A 19391-nucleotide genomic window follows, 5' to 3' on the forward strand; every position below is an offset into this window, starting at 1 on the left:
CAAGACCGGCTCACTAGGGCCGGTCGGGCGGTGACCGGCCGCGGGCCCCGGTGGGGGCCACTCGCGCCGTTCCCCGCGCCGCCAGGGGGGCCGGCCTACGCCCCGCCCTCCGGCGGGCGCAGCGCGGCCCGGCGTTCGACCTCGCGGAAGAACGCGCGCGCCCGCCGCTCGCCCAGCAGCCGCCGGTAGCCGCGCTGGACGGGCCCGAGTGCGGCGGGCCGCAGCGCGCCGCAGACGGCGAACCGGGTGCCGTCGCCGTCCGGCTCGGCCGCCATGCCCATGGTGACCAGCCGGGACTGCATCAGACACCACCCCGGGGCGAGCCGCACGGCGAAGTCGCCGCGCAGCCCCAGCGCGTCCACCGCCCGGGCGCTCTTGCGCTCACTGTCGCCGGCCGGGACGCGGAACTCCCGTACGAACGGCAGGAGATGGGGCAGCTCGCCCTCCAGGTCGGCGACGACCGCCCACACCTGGTCGAAGGGCAGGCCGAGGCGGCGCTCGGCGTGCAGCGGGGCCCGCATCCCGGCGGCCAAAACGTGCAGCCGGGCGAGGGGGCCAGGGGTCTGGTTCACCGCGTCCACGCCTTCCTGAAGGAGGAACGGGCCCTGCTCAGCCGTGACTTCACGGTGCCCTCGGGTATGTCGAGCAGCTCGGCGACGGCCCGCTCGTCGAGCCCCTCCAGCTCGCGCAGGACGAGAACGGCGCGCTTGTCGACGGGCAGCCGGGCGAGCAGGTCCCGTACGTCGGCGCGGAGTTCACCGCCGACGGCCTCCGCCAGCAGATCCTTCAGCTCCGCCAGCCGGGTGATCTCCTCCGGGGCGGCGGGTGTCTCCCGGGCCCCGCGCCGGGCCACCCGGACCGCCTCCCGCACGGTGACCGCGCGCACCCACCCGTAGAACGCGAGCGGATCCCGCAGCCCGCGCAGCCCCCGGAAGACGGCGAGCAGCGACTCCTGGACGGCGTCGGCGGTGTCGCCCGGGGCGATCGGCGCGCAGAGCCGGGTGACGTACGGCGTGACGGCCCTGAGCAGGTCGTCCATGGCCAGCGCGTCCCCGCCCCGGGCGGCCCGCACCAGCGGCGCGGCCGCCTCCCAGGGCGGTGTGCCGCCGTCATCCATGGTCACGTTCCATCGCCGGACAAGGTAACGCACCCGAACACCTAACTACTCAAGTGCACTTGACTGGTTAGTCGTGGCCGTGGTTCGCTGCACGCACACCATCTCAACCGCCCAAAGCAGCATGAGGGGTTAGACATGAGCGCGGAGCAGATCCACCACCGGACCGTGACCGTCGGCGGCCAGGAGATCTTCTACCGGGAGGCGGGCTCGCCCGACGCCCCCGCCCTGCTGCTCCTGCACGGCTTCCCCACCAGCTCCCACATGTTCCGCGACCTGATCCCCCGGCTGGCCGCGCGCTACCACGTGATCGCCCCCGACCACCTCGGCTTCGGCTACTCCTCGGCGCCGCCGGCCGACGCGTACGCGTACACCTTCGCCAACCTGGCAGCCCTGACCGGGGAGTTCACCGAGCAGCTCGGCCTCACCCGGTTCGCGCTCTACATCCAGGACTACGGCGCCCCCATCGGGCTGCGGCTCGCCCTCGCGCACCCCGAGCGGATCACGGCGATCATCACGCAGAACGGCAACGCGTACACCGAGGGCCTGGGCGAGGCCTGGGCGGCGCCGCTCGCGCTGATCGCCGACCGCACACCCGAGACGGAGGCGCCGGTGCGCGAGATCCGCTCGCTGGAAGGGATCACGTGGCAGTATCTGCACGGCCTTCCGGACCCGTCGCTGGTCAGCCCGGACGCGTACCACCATGACGCGGCGCTGATGGCCCGCGACGGCCAGGACGCCATCCAGCTCGACCTGATGGCCGACTACGGCTCCAACTTCGACCTGTATCCGGCCTTCCAGGAGTACTTCCGCACCAGCGGGGTCCCGCTGCTCGCGGCCTGGGGCGCCCATGACGAGATCTTCGTCCCGGCCGGGGCGCTCGCCTTCCTGCACGACCTGCCCGAGGCCGAGGTCCACCTCCTGCCCACCGGCCACTTCGCCCTGGAGACGCACGCGGCCCAGATCGCCACGCTCATCGACGACTTCCTCGTACGGAAGCTGTGAGCGCCGAGGGGCCGCGACATGGAAACCGCCCCTGTCCTCGGTTGGGGGACCAAGGACAGGGGCGGGGTTCGAAGGTGACTATCCGTCAGCCCATGTGGGGGTACGTGTAGTCGGTCGGCGGGACCAGCGTCTCCTTGATGGCGCGGGTCAGCGTCCAGCGCATCAGGTTCTGCGGGGCGCCCGCCTTGTCGTTGGTGCCCGAGGCGCGGCCGCCGCCGAAGGGCTGCTGGCCGACGACGGCGCCGGTCGACTTGTCGTTGATGTAGAAGTTGCCCGCCGCGTAGCGCAGCTTGTCCATCGTGTACGCGGCCGCCGCGCGGTCGCCCGCGATGACCGAGCCGGTGAGGGCGTAGTCCGAGACCGACTCCATCTGGGTCAGCATCTCGTCGTACTTCTCGTCGTCGTAGACGTGGACGGCCAGGATCGGGCCGAAGTACTCGGTCGTGAAGACCTCGTTCTCCGGGTCCGAGCACTCGATGACGGTCGGGCGGACGAAGTAGCCGACCGAGTCGTCGTAGGTGCCGCCGGCGACGATCGTGCAGGAGGCGTCGGCCTTCGCGCGGTCGATCGCGGCCTTGTTCTTGGCGAAGGAGCGCTCGTCGATGACCGCGCCGATGAAGTTCGACAGGTCGGTGACGTCACCCATGGTGATGCCGTCGACCTCGGCCGCGAACTCCTCCTTGAAGCCGTCGTTCCAGATCGACGCCGGGACGTACGCGCGCGAGGAGGCCGAGCACTTCTGGCCCTGGAACTCGAAGGAGCCACGGGTCAGGGCGGTCTTCAGGACCGCGCGGTCGGCGCTGGGGTGCGCGACGACGAAGTCCTTGCCGCCGGTCTCGCCGACCAGGCGCGGGTAGGTGCGGTACTTCTCGATGTTGGTGCCGACCGTCTTCCACAGGTGCTGGAAGGTCTTGGTGGAACCCGTGAAGTGGATGCCCGCCAGGTCGCGGTGGTTCAGCGCGATCTCGGAGACCGCCAGGCCGTCACCGGTGACCAGGTTGATGACGCCCTTGGGCAGACCGGCCTCCTCCAGGAGCTGCATCAGCAGCACGGCGGCGTGGGTCTGGGTCGGCGACGGCTTCCACACGACCACGTTGCCCATCAGGGCCGGGGCGGTCGGCAGGTTGCCCGCGATGGCCGTGAAGTTGAACGGCGTGATCGCGTAGACGAAACCTTCCAGCGGACGGTGGTCCATGCGGTTCCACACGCCCGGGGAGTTCGCCGGGGGCTGCTCGGCGAGCAGCTGGCGGGCGTAGTGCACGTTGAAGCGCCAGAAGTCGACGAGCTCGCACGGGGTGTCGATCTCGGCCTGCTGGGCGGTCTTCGACTGGCCGAGCATGGTGGACGCGGCCAGCGTCTCGCGCCACGGGCCGGCCAGCAGCTCGGCGGCGCGCAGGATGATCGCGGCGCGGTCGTCGAAGGACATCGCGCGCCACGCCGGGGCGGCGGCCAGGGCGGCGTCGATGGCGTCTTGCGCGTCCTGGGTCGTGGCGTTGGCGAAGGTGCCGATGACGGCCTTGTGGTTGTGCGGCTGCACGACGTCGAAGCGCTCGCCGCCGCCCATCCGCTTCTCGCCGCCGATGGTCATCGGCAGCTCGATCGGGTTCTCGGCCAGCTCCTTGAGCTTGACCTCCAGGCGCGCGCGCTCGGGCGAACCGGGGGCGTAGCCGTGCACCGGCTCGTTGACGGGAGTGGGGACCTGGGTTACAGCGTCCATGAGTCTCTGAACTCCTTGGTGAGGGGTGGTGGGCTCAGCCCTTGGTGAGGATGGAGCGGGCGAAGAAGAGCAGGTTGGCGGGCTTCTCCGCGAGGCGGCGCATGAAGTAGCCGTACCAGTCGGTGCCGTACGCCGTGTAGACGCGCATCCGGTGGCCCTCGGCCGCCAGCCGCACGTGCTCGTCGCTGCGGATGCCGTAGAGCATCTGGAACTCGTACTCATCCAGTTTGCGCCCGGCGCGCCGCGCGAGCTCCTGGGTGATGCTTATCAGGCGCGGGTCGTGCGACCCGATCATCGGGTAGCCCTCGCCGTCCATGAGGATCTTCAGGACGCGGACGTACGCCTTGTCGATCTCGCCCTTGTCCTGGTACGCGACGGAGGCGGGCTCCTTGTAGGCGCCCTTCACGATCCGGACGCGGCTGCCGGCGGCGGCCAGGCGGCGGGCGTCGTCCTCGGTACGGAAGAGGTACGCCTGGATGACGCAGCCGGTCTGCGGGAAGTCCTTCCGCAGCTCCTCGTGGATGGCGAACATCGAGTCGAGGGTGGTGTGGTCCTCGGCGTCCAGGGTGACCGTGGTGCCGATGGCGGCGGCGGCCTCGACCACCGGGCGGACGTTGGCGAGGGCCAGCTCGTGGCCGCCCTCCAGCGCCTGGCCGAACATCGACAGCTTCACCGACATCTCGGCGCGGGTGCCCAGGTCCAGGTCCTTGAGGCGCTCGATCAGCTGGAGGTAGGCGTCGCGCGCGGCGTACGACTGCTCCACGGTGGTGATGTCCTCGCCCACCACGTCCAGGGTGACCTCCAGGCCCCGGCCGGCGGCGTCCTTGACGATCGGCACGACCTGATCGACCGTCTCGCCGGCGATGAACCGGTCGACGACCTGCTTGGTGCCGGGAGCGGCCGAGATGAAGCGGCGCATCTTGTCGCTGCGCGACGCGGCGAGGATCACGGGACCCAGCACGGGGCACCTCCATGGAAAGGGGTAGAGGGGGCCGAAAACCGACGTTCCGGGAACGGCACGGAGAACCACCGTGAAACCTAAGGATCCTTCCGATCCTCTGCCATCGACACCTGTCACGCATCCGTGCCCCGCATCTCAGACAGATGTCTGAAGGCGGCGCCGGTATGCGCGAGAATGGCAGGCGTGAAGGGCGACTACCAGGACCTGGTCGATGAGATCTCGGCGCTGCTCGGCACCCCCGCGACCCTGGAGGACCGGGACTTCGGGCTGATCGCCTTCGGTGCGCACGACTCCGAGGACGACTCGGCGATGGACCCGGTGCGCACCCGCTCGATCCTGACCCGCCGATCGACCCCGGCGGTCCGCGCCTGGTTCGAGGGGTTCGGCATCACCCGCGCCACCGGCCCGGTCCGCATCCCGGCCGCCCCGGAGGCGGGCGTCTTCCGCGACCGCGTCTGCCTGCCGGTCCGCCACCGGGGCGTGGTGCTCGGTTACGTGTGGCTGCTCGACGCCGACCCGGGCCCGGCCGAGGACCGCCTCGCCGCCGCGATGGAGGTGGCCTCCCGCATCGGCGGCCTGCTCGCCGACGAGACACAGGCGGGCGCCGACCTCTCCCGCGAGTTCAAGGCGGCCCTGACCGCCGGGCGGGGCTGGCAGCGCGACATGGCGACGGCGGCCCTGCGCGCGGCGCTCGGGCCGGACGCCGACGGTCTGCACGCGGTGGTCTGCGTCAGCCCCTGGCCCCAGGAGACTCCGTCCGTGCGGACCGTTCCCGGGGCGGCGGTGCTGTGCGCGGTGCCGTGGGGGGACACCGGCGAGGAGGAGGGCGGGGAGTCCGCGAGCGGCCCGCCCGCCCAGGCGCTCGGCGCGCTCGTCCGGCTCCGCTCGGCCGACGCGCTCGCGCCCGCGCTGACCGCCGCCGAGCGGCTGCGCGCCACGGCGGGGCCGGCCGCCGCCGCCGGGGTCGCCCCGGCCCGCCGGGGCCTCGGGGAGCTGCCCGCCTCCTGGCACGAGGCGGTCTCGGCGGCCCGGGCGGCACTGGCCGAACCCGGGCTCGGCCCGGTCGCCCAGTGGGCGGGGATCGGCCCGTACCGGCTGCTGACCGCGCTCCCGGACGGCGCACCCCACGACGTGGCGGTCCGCGCCCTGCTCACCCCCGCCCACACCGAACTGGCCCGCACCGCCGAGGTGTTCCTCGACTGCGCGGGCCAGGCGGGCCGTACGGCGGCGGCGCTCGGCATCCACCGCCAGACCCTCTACTACCGGCTCTCCCGGGTCGAGCAGCTCACCGGCCTCGACCTGGACGCGGGCGAGGACCGGCTGCTGCTCCACATGGCGCTGAAGGCGTCCCGCCTGTGACGGCCGTCCCGGTCAGGCCGGTGACGGCTTGCGGGGTCCGGCCGCCGCGATGAGCCGCCGGAGCCCCTCGGTCAGCTCGGCGCCGCTGGCCGCCGTCCCCGGGTCGAAGGTCCACTGGGCGATGAGCCCCATCATGAGCGTCATGTAGAACTTGCCGAGCGTGTCGACCTCGTCGTCGCCGACCTCGGCCTCCACGCCCCCCATGAACATGGGGATGATGCCGCGCGCGCCCTCGCGCTGGGCCTTCGCCAGATGGTCGCGTACGCCGGGCAGCTGGTCGCCCATGGCGATGATCTCCATGCTGAGGTGCCACATCGAGCCGGGCTGCTCCATGGTGGCGATGATGTTCGACCAGACCTCCTGGAAGCGCTCCAGGGATCCGGGTTCGGTGGCCGCCGTCCCGCCGGGGGCGTCGAAGGCGTCCGAGACGCCTTCCACCAGGGCGATGTACGCCTGCGCGAGCAGTGCGTCCTTGGATCCGTAGTGGTAGCCGATGGACGCCAGATTCGTCCCCGACTCCTTGACGATGTCCCGCGCGGTCGTGCGCGCGAAGCCCTTCTCCAGCAGGCAGCGCTTGGCGCCTTCGAGCAGATCCTCACGGTGTCCCATGCGGGGAGCCTACCGGGTTTTATACGTTCGTGTAATACACGCGTATGACGAGATGGGCGTCATACACCAAGAGTGTTCTTTCGGCTGCGGACCGTGCACAGCTGGTCGCGCCCACGCGGTGGAGCCGCAAATGTCACAGCCCCGCGTCCCTGACTACCCAGGGGCGCGGGGAACTGCGCGAGCAACGCACCACGGTCCGCAGCCGAACAGCTAGTCCACCAGGTTCACCGAACGCGCCGACGTCGCGCCGATCGCCTCCGCGAGCTCGGTGAGCACCGGCTGCGGGACGGTGTCGTCGACGGTCAGGACGGCCAGCGCCTCGCCGCCCTCCTCGGCGCGAGCGACCTGCATGCCCGCGATGTTCAGACCAGCCTCGCCGAGGATCCGGCCGACCGTGCCGACGACGCCCGGGCGGTCCTCGTAGCGCAGGACGACCATGTGGTCGGCGAGCGCCAGGTCCACGTCGAACTCACCGATCGCCACGATCTTCTGGAGGTGCTTGGGGCCCGCCAGCGTGCCGGAGACCGCGACCTCCTCGCCGTCCGAGAGCGTGCCGCGCACGGTGACCACGTTGCGGTGGTCCGGCGACTCCGAGCTGGTGGTGAGGCGGACCTCGACACCGCGCTCCTGCGCGAACAGCGGCGCGTTGACGTAGGAGACGGTCTCGTCCACCACGTCCTCGAACACGCCCTTGAGCGCGCTGAGTTCGAGCACCTTCACATCGTGCTGGGTGATCTCGCCGTACACCTCGACGTCGAGGCGGACCGCCACCTCGCCCGCGAGCGCGGTGAAGATCCGGCCCAGGCGTTCCGCGAGCGGCAGCCCCGGCTTGACGTCCTCGGCGATGACGCCGCCCTGGACGTTGACCGCGTCCGGCACCAGTTCACCGGCGAGGGCCAGGCGCACCGAGCGGGCGACCGCGATGCCCGCCTTCTCCTGGGCCTCGTCGGTGGAGGCGCCCAGGTGCGGGGTGCAGACGACCTGGTCGAGCTCGAAGAGCGGGGAGTCCGTGCAGGGCTCCTTGGCGTACACGTCCAGGCCCGCGCCCGCGACGCGGCCCTCCTTGAGCGCCGAGTACAGCGCGGCCTCGTCGACGATGCCGCCGCGCGCCGCGTTCACGATGCGGACGTGCGGCTGGACCTTGTGGAGCGCCTCGTCGCCGATGAGGCCGAGGGTCTCGGGGGTCTTGGGCAGGTGCACGGTGATGAAGTCCGCGACCTGGAGCAGCTCGTCGAGGGTGAGGAGCTTGACGCCCATCTGCGCGGCGCGCGCGGGCTGCACATAGGGGTCGTACGCGACGATCTTCATGCCGAAGGCCGACATGCGCTGGGCGACCAGGACGCCGATGCGGCCGAGGCCGACGACGCCGAGGGTCTTCTCGCTCAGCTCGACACCGGTGTACTTGTTCCGCTTCCACTCGCCGTTCTTCAGCGCGGTGTTGGCCTGCGGGATGTTGCGCGCGGTGGCGACGAGCAGGCCGCAGGCGAGCTCGGCGGCGGTGACGATGTTCGAGGTCGGGGCGTTGACGACCATCACGCCGGCCTTGGTGGCGGCGGAGACGTCGACGTTGTCGAGGCCCACGCCCGCGCGGGCGACGACCCTCAGCTTCTTCGCGGCGGCGACGGCCTCGGCGTCGACCTTGGTCGCGGAGCGGATCAGGATCGCGTCCACGTCGGCGATGGCGGGCAGCAGTTCGGCGCGGTCCGCTCCGTTGCAGTGCCGGATCTCGAAGTCCGGACCGAGGGCGTCGACGGTGGCGGGCGACAGCTCTTCAGCGATGAGTACGACAGGTTTCGAGCTCACGTGAGTCCTCACAGTTCCAGTGCTGCGGACTGCCGTCCCGACGGCCGCAGGCGGTGGAGGGGGGAGCGGCGCCGGAGAGAGGTGGGTGCGTTCCCGCGTCGTTCGGTGCGTGCTCTCGGCGTGCCGGGTGAAGGTCCTCGTAGCGGAGCTACTTGGGCCTTCGGCTGGCGCGGCGAGAGTGCGTGCCGGGCGGCGCGGGGACGTGCCTGCCTCTCTCCGGGGTCGCTTAGCCGCGTGGAAGCGCACGACGCTGTGGGCCTGACGCGATGTATTGAGCAGCAGTCTAGTGGTGCTCAGGGGGGTCTTCTCCGCCGTGGCGGAATGTCACCCGTCCGGGTGTGGACGGGATGGACAAGAGGCCGCGGCGCACCGCCGCGGCCTCTCGCGAAGGCTTACGCCTCCTCGTTGTCCACCCAGCTCATGAGCTTGCGCAGCTCCTTGCCGGTGGTCTCCAGGAGGTGGTTCTCGTCCTGGGTCTTGTACTCGTTGTACTTCTTCAGACCGCCGTGGTACTCGTCCATCCAGTTCTTGGCGAACGTGCCGTCCTGGATCTCCGCGAGGACCTTCTTCATCTCGGCCTTGGTGTCGGCGGTGATGATGCGGGGGCCGGTGACGTAGTCGCCCCACTCAGCGGTCTCGGAGACCGACCAGCGCATCTTCTCCAGGCCGCCCTCGTACATCAGGTCGACGATGAGCTTCAGCTCGTGCAGGCACTCGAAGTAGGCGATCTCCGGCTGGTAGCCCGCCTCGACGAGGGTCTCGAAGCCCGCCTTGACCAGCGCGGAGGTGCCACCGCAGAGCACGGCCTGCTCACCGAACAGGTCGGTCTCGGTCTCCTCGGTGAAGGTCGTCTTGATGACGCCGGCCCGGGTGCCGCCGATGCCCTTGGCGTACGAGAGCGCGAGCGCGAAGCCGTTGCCGGTCGCGTCCTGCTCGACGGCCGCGATGCACGGGACGCCGCGGCCCTCCTCGTACTGGCGGCGGACCAGGTGGCCCGGGCCCTTGGGGGCGACCATACAGACGTCGACGCCCGCGGGGGCCTTGATGAAGCCGAAGCGGATGTTGAGGCCGTGGCCGAAGAACAGCGCGTCGCCGTCCTTCAGGTTGTCCTTGATGGACTCCTCGTAGACCTGGGCCTGGATCGGGTCCGGGACCAGGATCATGATGACGTCGGCCTCGGCGGCGGCCTCGGCGGGCGTGACCACGCGCAGGCCCTGCTCCTCGGCCTTGGCCTTGGACTTGGAGCCCTCGTGCAGACCGACGCGGACGTCGACACCCGAGTCACGGAGCGACAGCGCGTGGGCGTGGCCCTGGCTGCCGTAACCGATCACCGCGACCTTGCGGCCCTGGATGATGGACAGGTCGGCGTCGTCGTCGTAGAACAGCTCGGCCACTGGGATATCTCCTTGGTGTGCTGGTGTTGCGTCCCACCGTACGGCGGGGATGCGTCGGGAAGTTTTGAGTCTCGCGATACGAACACCGCGAGGTACGGGTTCAGGCCGTGCGGTCCAGGGCCCGCAGGCTGCGGTCGGTGATGGACCGCGAGCCGCGCCCTATGGCGATCGTCCCGGACTGGACGAGCTCCTTGATGCCGAACTGCTCCAGCATCTTGAGCATCGCCTCCAGCTTGTCGGCGCCGCCGGTGGCTTCGATGGTCACGGCCTCGGGCGAGACGTCGACGGTCTTGGCGCGGAACAGCTGGACGATCTCGACGATCTGGGAGCGCGTTTCGTTGTCGGCCCGCACTTTCACCAGAACGAGTTCACGCTGGATCGCAGCGCTGGGCTCGAGTTCGACGATCTTCAGGACGTTGACCAGCTTGTTGAGCTGTTTCGTCACCTGCTCCAGGGGCAGGTCCTCGACATTGACCACAATGGTGATGCGGGAGATGTCGGGGTGTTCGGTGACACCGACGGCGAGCGAGTCGATGTTGAAGCCGCGACGGGAGAAGAGCGCGGCGATCCGGGCGAGGATGCCGGGGGTGTTCTCCACCAGGACGGAGAGCGTGTGCTTGGTCGACATGGTGACGGTCTCTCTCTGCTCTCTCAGTCGTCTTCGTTGTCGCCGAAGTCGGGACGGACGCCCCGGGCGGCCATGACCTCGTCGTTGGAGGTGCCGGCGGCGACCATCGGCCACACCTGGGCGTCCTCGTGGACGATGAAGTCGATGACGACCGGACGGTCGTTGATCGAGTTGGCCTCCTCGATCACCTTGTCCAGGTCCTCCGGGCGCTCGCAGCGGATCGCGTAACAGCCCATGGCCTCCGACAGCTTCACGAAGTCCGGGACGCGGGTGCCGGCGCTCGGCTCCAGGCCGGTGGCCTCCGGACCGCTGTGCAGCACGGTGTTGGAGTAGCGCTGGTTGTAGAAGAGGGTCTGCCACTGGCGGACCATCCCGAGGGCGCCGTTGTTGATGATGGCGACCTTGATCGGGATGTTGTTGAGCGCACACGTGGTGAGCTCCTGATTGGTCATCTGGAAGCAGCCGTCGCCGTCGATCGCCCAGACCGGGCGGTCCGGCATGCCGGCCTTGGCGCCCATGGCCGCCGGAACCGCGTACCCCATCGTTCCGGCGCCGCCGGAGTTCAGCCAGGTGGCCGGGCGCTCGTAGTTGATGAAGTGGGCGGCCCACATCTGGTGCTGGCCGACGCCGGCCGCGTAGATGGTGTCGGCGGGGGCGAGCTCGCCGATGCGCTGGATGACCTGCTGGGGCGAGAGGCTGCCGTCGTCCGGCTGGTCGTAGCCGAGCGGGTAGGTCTCGCGCCACCGGTTGAGGTCGTTCCACCAGGCGGTGTAGTCGCCCGTGTGCCCCTCGGTGTGCTCGGCCTGGACGGCCTGCACCAGATCGGCGATGACCTCGCGGGCGTCGCCCACGATCGGCACGTCGACCTCGCGGTTCTTGCCGATCTCGGCCGGGTCGATGTCCGCGTGGATGATCTTCGCGTACGGGGCGAAGCTGTCCAGCTTGCCGGTGACCCGGTCGTCGAAGCGGGTGCCGAGCGCGATCAGCAGGTCGGACTTCTGCAGCGCGGTGACGGCGGTGACCGCACCGTGCATGCCGGGCATCCCCACGTGCAGCGGGTGGCTGTCGGGGAAGGCGCCGAGCGCCATCAGGGTGGTGGTGACGGGCGCTCCGGTGAGCTCCGCGAGGACCTTCAGCTCGGCGGTGGCGCCGGCCTTCAGGACGCCGCCGCCGACGTACAGGACCGGGCGCTTGGCCTGGACGATCAGCTTGGCGGCCTCGCGGATCTGCTTGGCGTGCGGCTTGGTGACCGGGCGGTATCCGGGCAGGTCCATGTGCGGCGGCCAGGAGAAGGTGGTGCGCGCCTGGAGGGCGTCCTTGGCGATGTCGACCAGGACCGGTCCCGGGCGGCCGGTGGAGGCGATGTGGAAGGCCTCCGCGATGGTGCGCGGGATGTCCTCGGCCTTGGTGACCAGGAAGTTGTGCTTGGTGATCGGCATGGTGATGCCGACGATGTCCGCCTCCTGGAAGGCGTCGGTGCCGATCGCCTTGGAGGAGACCTGGCCGGTGATCGCGACCAGCGGGACGGAGTCCATGTGGGCGTCCGCGATCGGCGTGACCAGGTTGGTGGCACCCGGGCCGGAGGTGGCCATGCAGACGCCGACCTTGCCGGTGGCCTGCGCGTAGCCGGTGGCGGCGTGACCGGCGCCCTGCTCGTGGCGGACCAGGACGTGACGGACCCGGGTGGAGTCCATCATCGGGTCGTACGCCGGGAGGATGGCGCCGCCCGGAATGCCGAAGACGGTCTCGGCCCCGACTTCCTCAAGAGAGCGGATGAGGGACTGCGCGCCCGTGACGTGCTCAACGGTGGCGGCGTGGTGTCCGCCGTTACGGGCCCGCGGCTGCGGATGGTGGGCCCCGGTGGCCTGCTCGGTCATCGGCATTCTCTTCTCGAAGCTGAGGGTTTTTGCAGGGGTTTGGTCGAGATCGCTGTCGTGCTTCAGGGGTGCCAGTGCAACAAAAAACCCCTCGTGCCGTGAGGCAAGCGAGGGGAGCGCGTCGGGGTGTGGTCCACTGGGCCCGCGTGGGGGCCCGGCTTCAGCCGACGCGCTTTCCAAGTACGAGAATTCGGGTGCGCATGGCAATGACCCTCCCCCCGGCGCCCCGGTAGTGTCAAGTGGGTGGGACGGGTGTCTCACTATTTGAGTGATTGACCCGGACGGAGGGCAGCGACCGGCCACTGAGCACGGGCAACGCGGCCCCGCCCGGCACCGGGAAAGTGCCCCGCACCAGGGACCGGCGCAGCCGGTACTCGTCGAGCGGCCCGGAGAAGGCCATGCCCTGCCCGTGGGTGCACCCCATGGCCCGCAGCGCGAGCACCTGCTCCGGCACGTCCACGCCGTCGGCCACGGACTGCATCCCGAGGTCGCAGGCGATCCGCAGCAGCCCGCTGGTGATCTTGTGCAGCCGGGCGGACTCGACCACGCCCTCGACCAGGCCCCTGTCCAGTTTCAGTACGTCGATGGGGAGCCGGCGCAGGGCGTTGATCGCCGCGTATCCGCTGCCGAACCCGTCCAGGGCGATCCGCACGCCGAGCCGGCGCAGGGCCACCAGACGGCGCTCCAGCTCGTCGAAGGAGATCCTGGGGTCGCTCTCGGACAGCTCGATCACCAGGGCTCCGGACGGCAGCCCGTGCCTGGTCAGCAGGGCTTCCACCGATCCGAGCGGCATCGACTTGTCCAGCAGCCGGCGGGCCGGGAGGCGGATCGCGACCGGGGTGTGGTGCCCGGCCCGGCGCCGCTCGGCGGCCTGCTCGACGGCCTCTTCGAGGAGCCAGCGGCCCAGCTCGGCCGTGCGCTCGCCGTCGTCGGCGACCCGTAGGAATTCGGCCGGGGTGAACAGGATCCCCTGGGCCGATCTCCAGCGCGCCTGCGCGGCCACGGCGGCCACCCGCCCGGTGGTCAGGTTGACCACCGGCTGGTGCAGCAGCGCGAACTCGCCCTCGTGCAGCGCGGTGCGCAGGCGGGCGGCCACCTCGGTCTTGCGGACGACCTCGGCCTGCATCGTCGGCGCGTACATCTCGACGCGGTTCTTGCCGCCGGACTTGGCCCGGTACATCGCGAGGTCGGCGTTGCGCATCAGCTCGCGGGCGCTGACGTCGCGCTCGGCGAAGGCGACGCCGATGGAGGCCGCGACCCGTACCTCGTTGCCGTCGATCTGGTACGGCTGCGAGAGCGTCAGGCGCAGCCGGTCGGCGATCTCGTACACCTGGCGCTGGCGGGCCGCCCGGTCGCGGCCGCCGTCGCCGAGGATCAGGGCGGCGAACTCGTCGCCGCCGAGGCGGGCCGCGGTGTCGCCCGCGCGCACCGAGTCCTGGAGGCGGCGGGCCGCCTGGATCAGCAGCTCGTCGCCGGCCTGGTGGCCGATGGTGTCGTTGACCTGCTTGAAGCCGTCGAGGTCGATGAAGAGCACCGCCGTGCCGGGGTCGGAGGCGCGGCGGCCGCTCAGCGCCTGGCGCACCCGCTCGGTGAACAGGGCGCGGTTGGGCAGGTCGGTGAGCGGGTCGTGCTCGGCGTTGTGCTGCAACTGGGCCTGCAGGCGCACCCGTTCGGTGACGTCCCGGCTGTTGAGGATGAGGCCGCCCTGGTGGCGGTTGATGGTCGACTCCACGTTCAGCCACTCGCCGGTGCCGGACTTGAAGCGGCACTCGATCCTGCTGGTCGGCTCCTCCGCCGGAGGCGTGGCCAGGAAGCGCCGCACCTCGTGCACGACCCGGCCCAGGTCCTCCGGGTGGATCAGGGAGGCCAGCTCGGAGCCGATCAGGTCCTCCGCGTCCCGCCCGTAGACGCCCGCGGCGGCGGGGCTGACGTAGCGCAGTATGCCGGTGGGCGCGGCGATCATGATGACGTCGCTGGAGCCCTGCACCAGGGAGCGGAAGTGGTTCTCCTTCTGGGCCAGTTCGTGGGTGAGCGCGATGTTGTCCACGAGCATGATCCCCTGGCGCACCACGAGCGCCAGCACCACCGTGCACCCGGTGAAGACCACCACGCGGTCGACCCGGCGGCCCTCGATGACGTTGTAGAGGATCCCCAGGGTGCACACGGTGGCCGCGAGGTACGGCGTGAGCGCGCCCAGCGAGCCCGCGATCGGCCTGCTGGCCGGGAGCGCGCCGGGCCGCCGGGGCGGCGGCGGTGGCGCGAACGGCAGGCTCGGGGCGATCCTGCGGGCGCCCCACGGCGCGTAGGCGAGCAGCAGCGAGGCGGCGAACCAGCCCGCGTCCAGGAGCTGGCCGGAGCGGTAGTGCTCGCGCAGCAGCGGCGAGGTGTACAGCGCGTCGCACAGCACGGTCAGGGCGAGCGCGGCGATGGCCGTGTTGATCGCCGACCGGTTGGCGGTGGAGCGCCGGAAGTGCAGCGCGAGCACCATGCTCACGAGCACGATGTCGAGCAGTGGGTACGCGAGCGCCAGCGCGGCCCGCGCGACGCTCTCGCCCTCGAAGTGCGCGGTGTGCGCGAGGGCCAGGCTCCACGAGAGGGTCAGCAGCGAGCCGCCGATCAGCCAGGAGTCGAGGGCCAGGCAGACCCAGCCCGCCCGGGTGACCGGACGCTTGGCCAGCACAAGGAGCCCCACGATCGCGGGCGGCGCGAAGAGCAGGAAGAACAGGTCGGCCACGCAGGGCGAGGGGACCGGGTGCTCGAGCACCACTTGGTACCACCCCCAGACTCCGTTGCCGCTCGCCGCCATGGCGGAGGAGAACGAGAAGAGGAGCCACGCGGGCCGAAAGCGGTTCTCCCCCTCCCCGGCGCCTCCGCGCGCGTAGAGGAAGCAGGAGACCGAGGCCGCCATCGCCGCGGCGCTGAGCCCGAAGTCCCCCATCACGTCGGCGACTTCCGAGGATCCCCAGCCGAACGCCGCCCCTGTCGCGTACGCCGCGCAGATCACCGCGAGGACGAGCTGGGAGACCAGGCTCGTCCCGCCGTCGGGGACGGGCCGGCGGGGCAGCACCGCTCCCGGGGCGCTCACCGGGCCCCTCCGGGTCCGGACGCGGTACGGGTGCGGGACACCCCGGGGCCGCTCGCCCGGCCCGGCGGGTGGGCCCTCGCGGCCGCCGGGCGGGCGGCCGGGGAGGGCGGGCGGGCCGTCCTCGCCGGCGGGCGGCTCCTGGCCGGCATCCGGGTGCGGGCCCGGCTGCGGATCCTGAGCCGGGTGCGGCCCCTCGGGAGCCCCGCCCTTACGCCTCGGGGTAGCCGTCGGCGGCTCCGCCGCGTCGGATCGTTGGTCCATTGGCCGTGCATCGCCCGTCGCCCCCCTCGCTGTGACATGCGCTCCCCCGCGCCGCCAGACGCGCGGCGCAGCCCCCGGTCGGGACGATACACCAGTCTCGTCACTCAGGGACATAGTTCCTCTACGCTCCGTGACCGCCAAGGGGGTTGTGGGCACGGATCGCACTCGGACCGGTGCGCAGAGTTGCCAATCGAAGGCGGGGCGGCCCTACTCGATCGTCAGGACCACGTTGTCCAGCGGCACCCCGGCCGCGTACTTCGTCAGCTGGCGGGCGAGCAGCGCCTGCGCGCGCGGCAGGAACGCCGAAGTGGAGCCCCCGACATGAGGGCTGATCAGAACGTTCGGCGCATGCCACAGCGGGTGTCCGGCGGGCAGCGGCTCGGGGTCGGTGACGTCGAGGGCGGCGCGGATGCGGCCGCTCTCCAGCTCGGCGAGGAGCGCATGGGTGTCCACGACCGCGCCCCGGGCCACGTTCACCAGGAGCGCGCCGTCCTTCATGCGGCCCAGGAACTCTGCGCCCGCCAGGCCCTTCGTCTGCTCGGTGAGCGGCGTGGAGAGGACCACCACGTCGGCTTCGGGGAGGAGTGCGGGCAGTTCGGTGAGGGGATGCACTGGGCCGCGCGCAGTCGTGCGCCAGGAGCGCGCCACGCGCGCCACCCGGGCGCACTCGAACGGCGCGAGCCGGTCCTCGATGGCCGCGCCGATCGATCCGTACCCGACGATCAGCACCGACTTGTCGGCGAGGGCCGGATAGAAGCCGGACCGCCACTCCTCCTTCTCCTGTCCCGCGACGAACGAGGGAATCCCCCGTAGCGAGGCCAGGATCAGCGCGAGGGTGAGCTCGGCGGTGGACGCCTCGTGCACACCGCGCGCGTTGCAGAGCCGTACGCCCTGCGGCAGCGAGCCCAGACCCGGCTGTACGTGGTCGATGCCCGCCGACAGGGTCTGTACGACCCGTACCCCGCTCATCGCGGCGAGCGGCCGCACCGCGGTCTCGCTGCCCTTCATGTACGGGACCACGTAGAAGGCGCACGCGGCGGGGTCGGCGGGATAGTCCGGACCGCCGTCCCAGAAGCGGTAGGTGAGGCCGTCGGGAAGCCCTGGGATCTCGTCGGCCTGGAAGGGGAGCCACACGTCTGCAGTCATGCCCGGAGGCTATGTCAGGACCCGTGGCGGCCAGAGGTTAGTTTGGGGGTCACACCCAGGGCGGTACGGAGGGGTACGGGGAGTTGGAGCGCAGGACTATCGGTGCGGCGGCCCTGGAGGTGGGCGCGATCGGCCTCGGCTGTATGCCGATGAGCTGGGGTTACACCACGTCGCAGCAGCGCGGGGACCACTCGCTGCGCGCCGTGCACGCCGCGCTCGACGCCGGGTCCAGCCTGCTCGACACGGCGGACATGTACGGCCCGTTCACCAATGAGCTCCTGGTGGGCCGGGCCCTGAAGGAGCGCCGGGCCGACGCCTTCGTCGCCACCAAGTGCGGACTGCTGGTGGGCGGGGACGCGCATGTGGTGGCCAACGGCCGCCCCGGCTATGTGAAGCGCGCCTGCGACGCCTCGCTGCGGCGGCTCCAGACGGACGTGATCGACCTCTACCAGCTGCACCGGGCGGACCCGGAGGTGCCGGTCGAGGAGACCTGGGGCGCGATGGCGGAGCTGGTGACGGCGGGCAAGGTGCGGGCGCTCGGGGTGTGCGCGACGGGCGCGCGGGTGTCCCGCCGGTCGGGCCCTCCTCATGAAGTGACGATTCGTCAACTGGAGCGCGTACAGCAGGTGTTCCCGGTCAGCGCCGTCCAGGCGGAGCTGTCGGTGTGGTCGCGCGAGGCGCTGGACGCGCTGCTGCCGTGGTGCGCGGCGCGGGGCGTGGGCTTCCTGGCCGCGATGCCGCTCGGCAACGGCTTCCTCACCGGCACGCTCACCCCGGGCCAGGGCTTCGAGCCGGACGACGTACGGGCCCGGCACCCCCGCTTCACCGCCGAGATGATGGCGGCCAACCAGCCCGTGGTGGCGGGGCTGCGCCGGGTCGCGGCGCGCCACGGGGACGGGGTGACCCCGGCCCAGGTCGCCCTGGCCTGGCTGCTCGGCCGGGGCCCGCACGTGGTCCCGGTGCCGGGCACCAAGCGCGAGGAGTGGGCCCGCGAGAACGCCGCGGCGGCCGGGCTGGTCCTGACGGCCCGGGACGAGGCGGAGATCGAGCGGCTGCCGGGGGCCCGGGGGTCGTGGGACTGAGGGACGAGGGCGATGGGGCGCGGCTGGTTTCGGTGGAAGCCCGCGCTCGGCCGGAGCGCCGCGAACACGATCGGGAACCTGAGAGGCTCGGGCGGTGTAAGTACCGTAGGGACCGCAGCCGCCCGAAAGGAAGCGAACCGTGCAACGTCCTGCTCTGACGGCCCTGTTGGCCGCTGCCGCGCTGGCGCTGGTGGCCGGGTGCTCGTCCGGGACCACCCCGCGCCCTGACGACGGCGCCCGCTCGTCGCCCGCGACCACCTCCCCGAAGTCCTCCGCCCCCGCCTCCACCGCCGAGCTCCCCCCGCCCAAGGGCTCGGTCAAGGTCACCAGAACCGTGGCCCAGGGCCTGAAGTCGCCCTGGGGCGTGGCCCCGCTGCCCGACGGGGGCCTGCTGGTCGCCTCGCGCGACGAGGGCACGGTCAGCCGGGTCGACGCGGCCGGCAAGCAGACCGTGATCGGCAGCGTGCCGGGGGTGCAGCCGGGCGGCGAGGGCGGCCTCCTCGGCCTGGCGCTGTCCCCCGCGTTCGCCTCGGACCACCAGGTGTACGCGTACTTCACCACCGAGTCCGACAACCGCATCGCCCGCATGATCTACGACGAGAAGCGCCCGGCGGGCGAACAGCTGGGGGCGCCCGACACCATCCTGCGGGGCATCCCCAAGGGCACCATCCACAACGGCGGCCGGATCGCCTTCGGCCCGGACAAGATGCTGTACGCGGGCACCGGCGAGACGGGCGACCGGGGCCTGGCCCAGGACAAGAAGTCGCTGGGCGGCAAGATCCTGCGGATGACCCCGGACGGGCAGCCGGTGCACGGCAACCCCGAGGCGGACTCGGTGGTGTACTCGTCCGGCCACCGCAATGTGCAGGGCTTGGCCTGGGACGGCGCGAACCGGCTGTGGGCCTCGGAGTTCGGCCAGGACACCTGGGACGAGCTGAACGTGATCGGGCCGGGTGACAACGACGGCTGGCCGCTGGTCGAGGGCAAGGGAAGGAAACCGGGGTTCGTGGACCCGGTGGAGCAGTGGAAGACCGCGGACGCCTCACCGAGCGGTGTCGCGTACGCGGCGGGGAGTATCTGGATGGCGTCCCTGCGCGGCGAGCGGCTGTGGCGCATCCCGCTGGACGGCACCAAACCGCTCGCGCCGCCCCAGGCGTTCCTGACGTCCACGTACGGACGGCTGCGCACGGTGATCGCGACGGGGCCGCACACCCTGCTCCTGGTCACCAGCGCGACCGACGGCCGGGGCACCCCGAAGCCGGGCGACGACAAGATCCTGGAACTGGAGGTGACGTAAGGGGCTGGAACTGGAGGTGGCGTAAGGGGACGGGGCGCCGCCCCCGCACACCC

The 19391-nt window shown here is 71.4% G+C and carries 15 protein-coding genes; 4 read left to right on the forward strand and 11 right to left on the reverse strand.

What is annotated here, in order from left to right; genetic code table 11:
* Nucleotides 1–95: 95 nt before the first annotated feature.
* Together AB0G17_RS14225 and AB0G17_RS14230 are read right to left on the reverse strand one after the other, a co-directional pair.
* On the reverse strand, nucleotides 96–572 hold the full coding sequence (locus AB0G17_RS14225) for a hypothetical protein (protein ID WP_361380831.1): 477 nt from the start codon (nucleotides 570–572) through the stop codon (nucleotides 96–98).
* Nucleotides 569–1117: a sigma-70 family RNA polymerase sigma factor gene (locus AB0G17_RS14230; RefSeq protein ID WP_361380834.1), complete on the reverse strand. Its 549-nt coding sequence runs from the start codon at nucleotides 1115–1117 to the stop codon at nucleotides 569–571. Before AB0G17_RS14230 ends, AB0G17_RS14225 begins: the two co-directional genes overlap by 4 nt.
* Nucleotides 1118–1252: 135 nt before the next feature.
* Here AB0G17_RS14230 and AB0G17_RS14235 point away from each other — a divergent pair, with 135 nt between their 5' ends.
* Nucleotides 1253–2119, forward strand: a complete 867-nt coding sequence (locus AB0G17_RS14235; RefSeq protein ID WP_361380837.1) for an alpha/beta hydrolase — start codon at nucleotides 1253–1255, stop codon at nucleotides 2117–2119.
* Between the two features lie 85 nt (nucleotides 2120–2204).
* Here AB0G17_RS14235 and pruA read toward each other — a convergent pair whose 3' ends face one another.
* Nucleotides 2205–3836: an L-glutamate gamma-semialdehyde dehydrogenase gene (pruA, locus tag AB0G17_RS14240; RefSeq protein WP_361380840.1), complete on the reverse strand. Its 1632-nt coding sequence runs from the start codon at nucleotides 3834–3836 to the stop codon at nucleotides 2205–2207.
* A gap of 34 nt (nucleotides 3837–3870) precedes the next feature.
* Nucleotides 3871–4797 (reverse strand): proline dehydrogenase family protein, encoded by a 927-nt coding sequence (locus AB0G17_RS14245; RefSeq protein ID WP_361380843.1) that lies wholly within the window; start codon nucleotides 4795–4797, stop codon nucleotides 3871–3873.
* 183 nt (nucleotides 4798–4980) lie between these two features.
* On the opposite strand from AB0G17_RS14245, the gene AB0G17_RS14250 reads away from it, so the two are divergent.
* On the forward strand, nucleotides 4981–6156 hold the full coding sequence (locus AB0G17_RS14250; RefSeq protein ID WP_361380846.1) for a helix-turn-helix domain-containing protein: 1176 nt from the start codon (nucleotides 4981–4983) through the stop codon (nucleotides 6154–6156).
* A gap of 12 nt (nucleotides 6157–6168) precedes the next feature.
* Here AB0G17_RS14250 and AB0G17_RS14255 read toward each other — a convergent pair whose 3' ends face one another.
* From AB0G17_RS14255 to AB0G17_RS14285, 7 genes are all read right to left on the reverse strand, one after another.
* The gene (locus tag AB0G17_RS14255; RefSeq protein ID WP_361380848.1) at nucleotides 6169–6765 is read right to left on the reverse strand and encodes a TetR/AcrR family transcriptional regulator; all 597 of its coding nucleotides are present in this window, start codon (nucleotides 6763–6765) and stop codon (nucleotides 6169–6171) included.
* Between the two features lie 210 nt (nucleotides 6766–6975).
* Nucleotides 6976–8568, reverse strand: coding sequence for a phosphoglycerate dehydrogenase (serA, locus tag AB0G17_RS14260; RefSeq protein WP_361380850.1), 1593 nt, complete (start codon nucleotides 8566–8568; stop codon nucleotides 6976–6978).
* 392 nt (nucleotides 8569–8960) lie between these two features.
* A complete protein-coding gene (ilvC, locus tag AB0G17_RS14265) occupies nucleotides 8961–9962 on the reverse strand; it encodes a ketol-acid reductoisomerase (protein WP_361380853.1) in 1002 nt (333 codons plus the stop codon).
* A 100-nt stretch (nucleotides 9963–10062) separates the two neighbouring features.
* Nucleotides 10063–10590, reverse strand: a complete 528-nt coding sequence (gene ilvN, locus AB0G17_RS14270; protein ID WP_067164603.1) for an acetolactate synthase small subunit — start codon at nucleotides 10588–10590, stop codon at nucleotides 10063–10065.
* A 23-nt stretch (nucleotides 10591–10613) separates the two neighbouring features.
* Nucleotides 10614–12473: an acetolactate synthase large subunit gene (locus AB0G17_RS14275; protein ID WP_361380857.1), complete on the reverse strand. Its 1860-nt coding sequence runs from the start codon at nucleotides 12471–12473 to the stop codon at nucleotides 10614–10616.
* A 229-nt stretch (nucleotides 12474–12702) separates the two neighbouring features.
* Nucleotides 12703–15552 carry an EAL domain-containing protein gene (locus AB0G17_RS14280; protein ID WP_361380860.1) on the reverse strand — a complete coding sequence of 950 codons (2850 nt, stop codon included), beginning with the start codon at nucleotides 15550–15552 and terminating at the stop codon, nucleotides 12703–12705.
* A 468-nt stretch (nucleotides 15553–16020) separates the two neighbouring features.
* Complete coding sequence (locus AB0G17_RS14285; RefSeq protein ID WP_361380863.1) at nucleotides 16021–16959, reverse strand: 2-hydroxyacid dehydrogenase; 939 nt, start codon at nucleotides 16957–16959, stop codon at nucleotides 16021–16023.
* Between the two features lie 83 nt (nucleotides 16960–17042).
* On the opposite strand from AB0G17_RS14285, the gene AB0G17_RS14290 reads away from it, so the two are divergent.
* Nucleotides 17043–18041, forward strand: coding sequence for an aldo/keto reductase (locus AB0G17_RS14290; RefSeq protein WP_361380866.1), 999 nt, complete (start codon nucleotides 17043–17045; stop codon nucleotides 18039–18041).
* A 139-nt stretch (nucleotides 18042–18180) separates the two neighbouring features.
* Nucleotides 18181–19338, forward strand: coding sequence for a PQQ-dependent sugar dehydrogenase (locus AB0G17_RS14295; RefSeq protein WP_361380869.1), 1158 nt, complete (start codon nucleotides 18181–18183; stop codon nucleotides 19336–19338).
* Nucleotides 19339–19391 lie beyond the last annotated feature (53 nt).

It is taken from the genome of Streptomyces sp. NPDC023838 (genome assembly GCF_040639555.1).
Classification (GTDB): domain Bacteria; phylum Actinomycetota; class Actinomycetes; order Streptomycetales; family Streptomycetaceae; genus Streptomyces.

What these genes read in the sequence shown, in the direction of transcription:
- AB0G17_RS14230 (WP_361380834.1), bottom strand. Translation starts at nt 1,117, where the DNA reads ATGGATGACGGCGGCACACCGCCCTGGGAGGCGGCCGCGCCGCTGGTG.
- AB0G17_RS14235 (WP_361380837.1), top strand. Translation starts at nt 1,253, where the DNA reads ATGAGCGCGGAGCAGATCCACCACCGGACCGTGACCGTCGGCGGCCAG.
- pruA (WP_361380840.1), bottom strand. Translation starts at nt 3,836, where the DNA reads ATGGACGCTGTAACCCAGGTCCCCACTCCCGTCAACGAGCCGGTGCAC.
- AB0G17_RS14255 (WP_361380848.1), bottom strand. Translation starts at nt 6,765, where the DNA reads ATGGGACACCGTGAGGATCTGCTCGAAGGCGCCAAGCGCTGCCTGCTG.
- ilvN (WP_067164603.1), bottom strand. Translation starts at nt 10,590, where the DNA reads ATGTCGACCAAGCACACGCTCTCCGTCCTGGTGGAGAACACCCCCGGC.
- AB0G17_RS14275 (WP_361380857.1), bottom strand. Translation starts at nt 12,473, where the DNA reads ATGCCGATGACCGAGCAGGCCACCGGGGCCCACCATCCGCAGCCGCGG.
- AB0G17_RS14285 (WP_361380863.1), bottom strand. Translation starts at nt 16,959, where the DNA reads ATGACTGCAGACGTGTGGCTCCCCTTCCAGGCCGACGAGATCCCAGGG.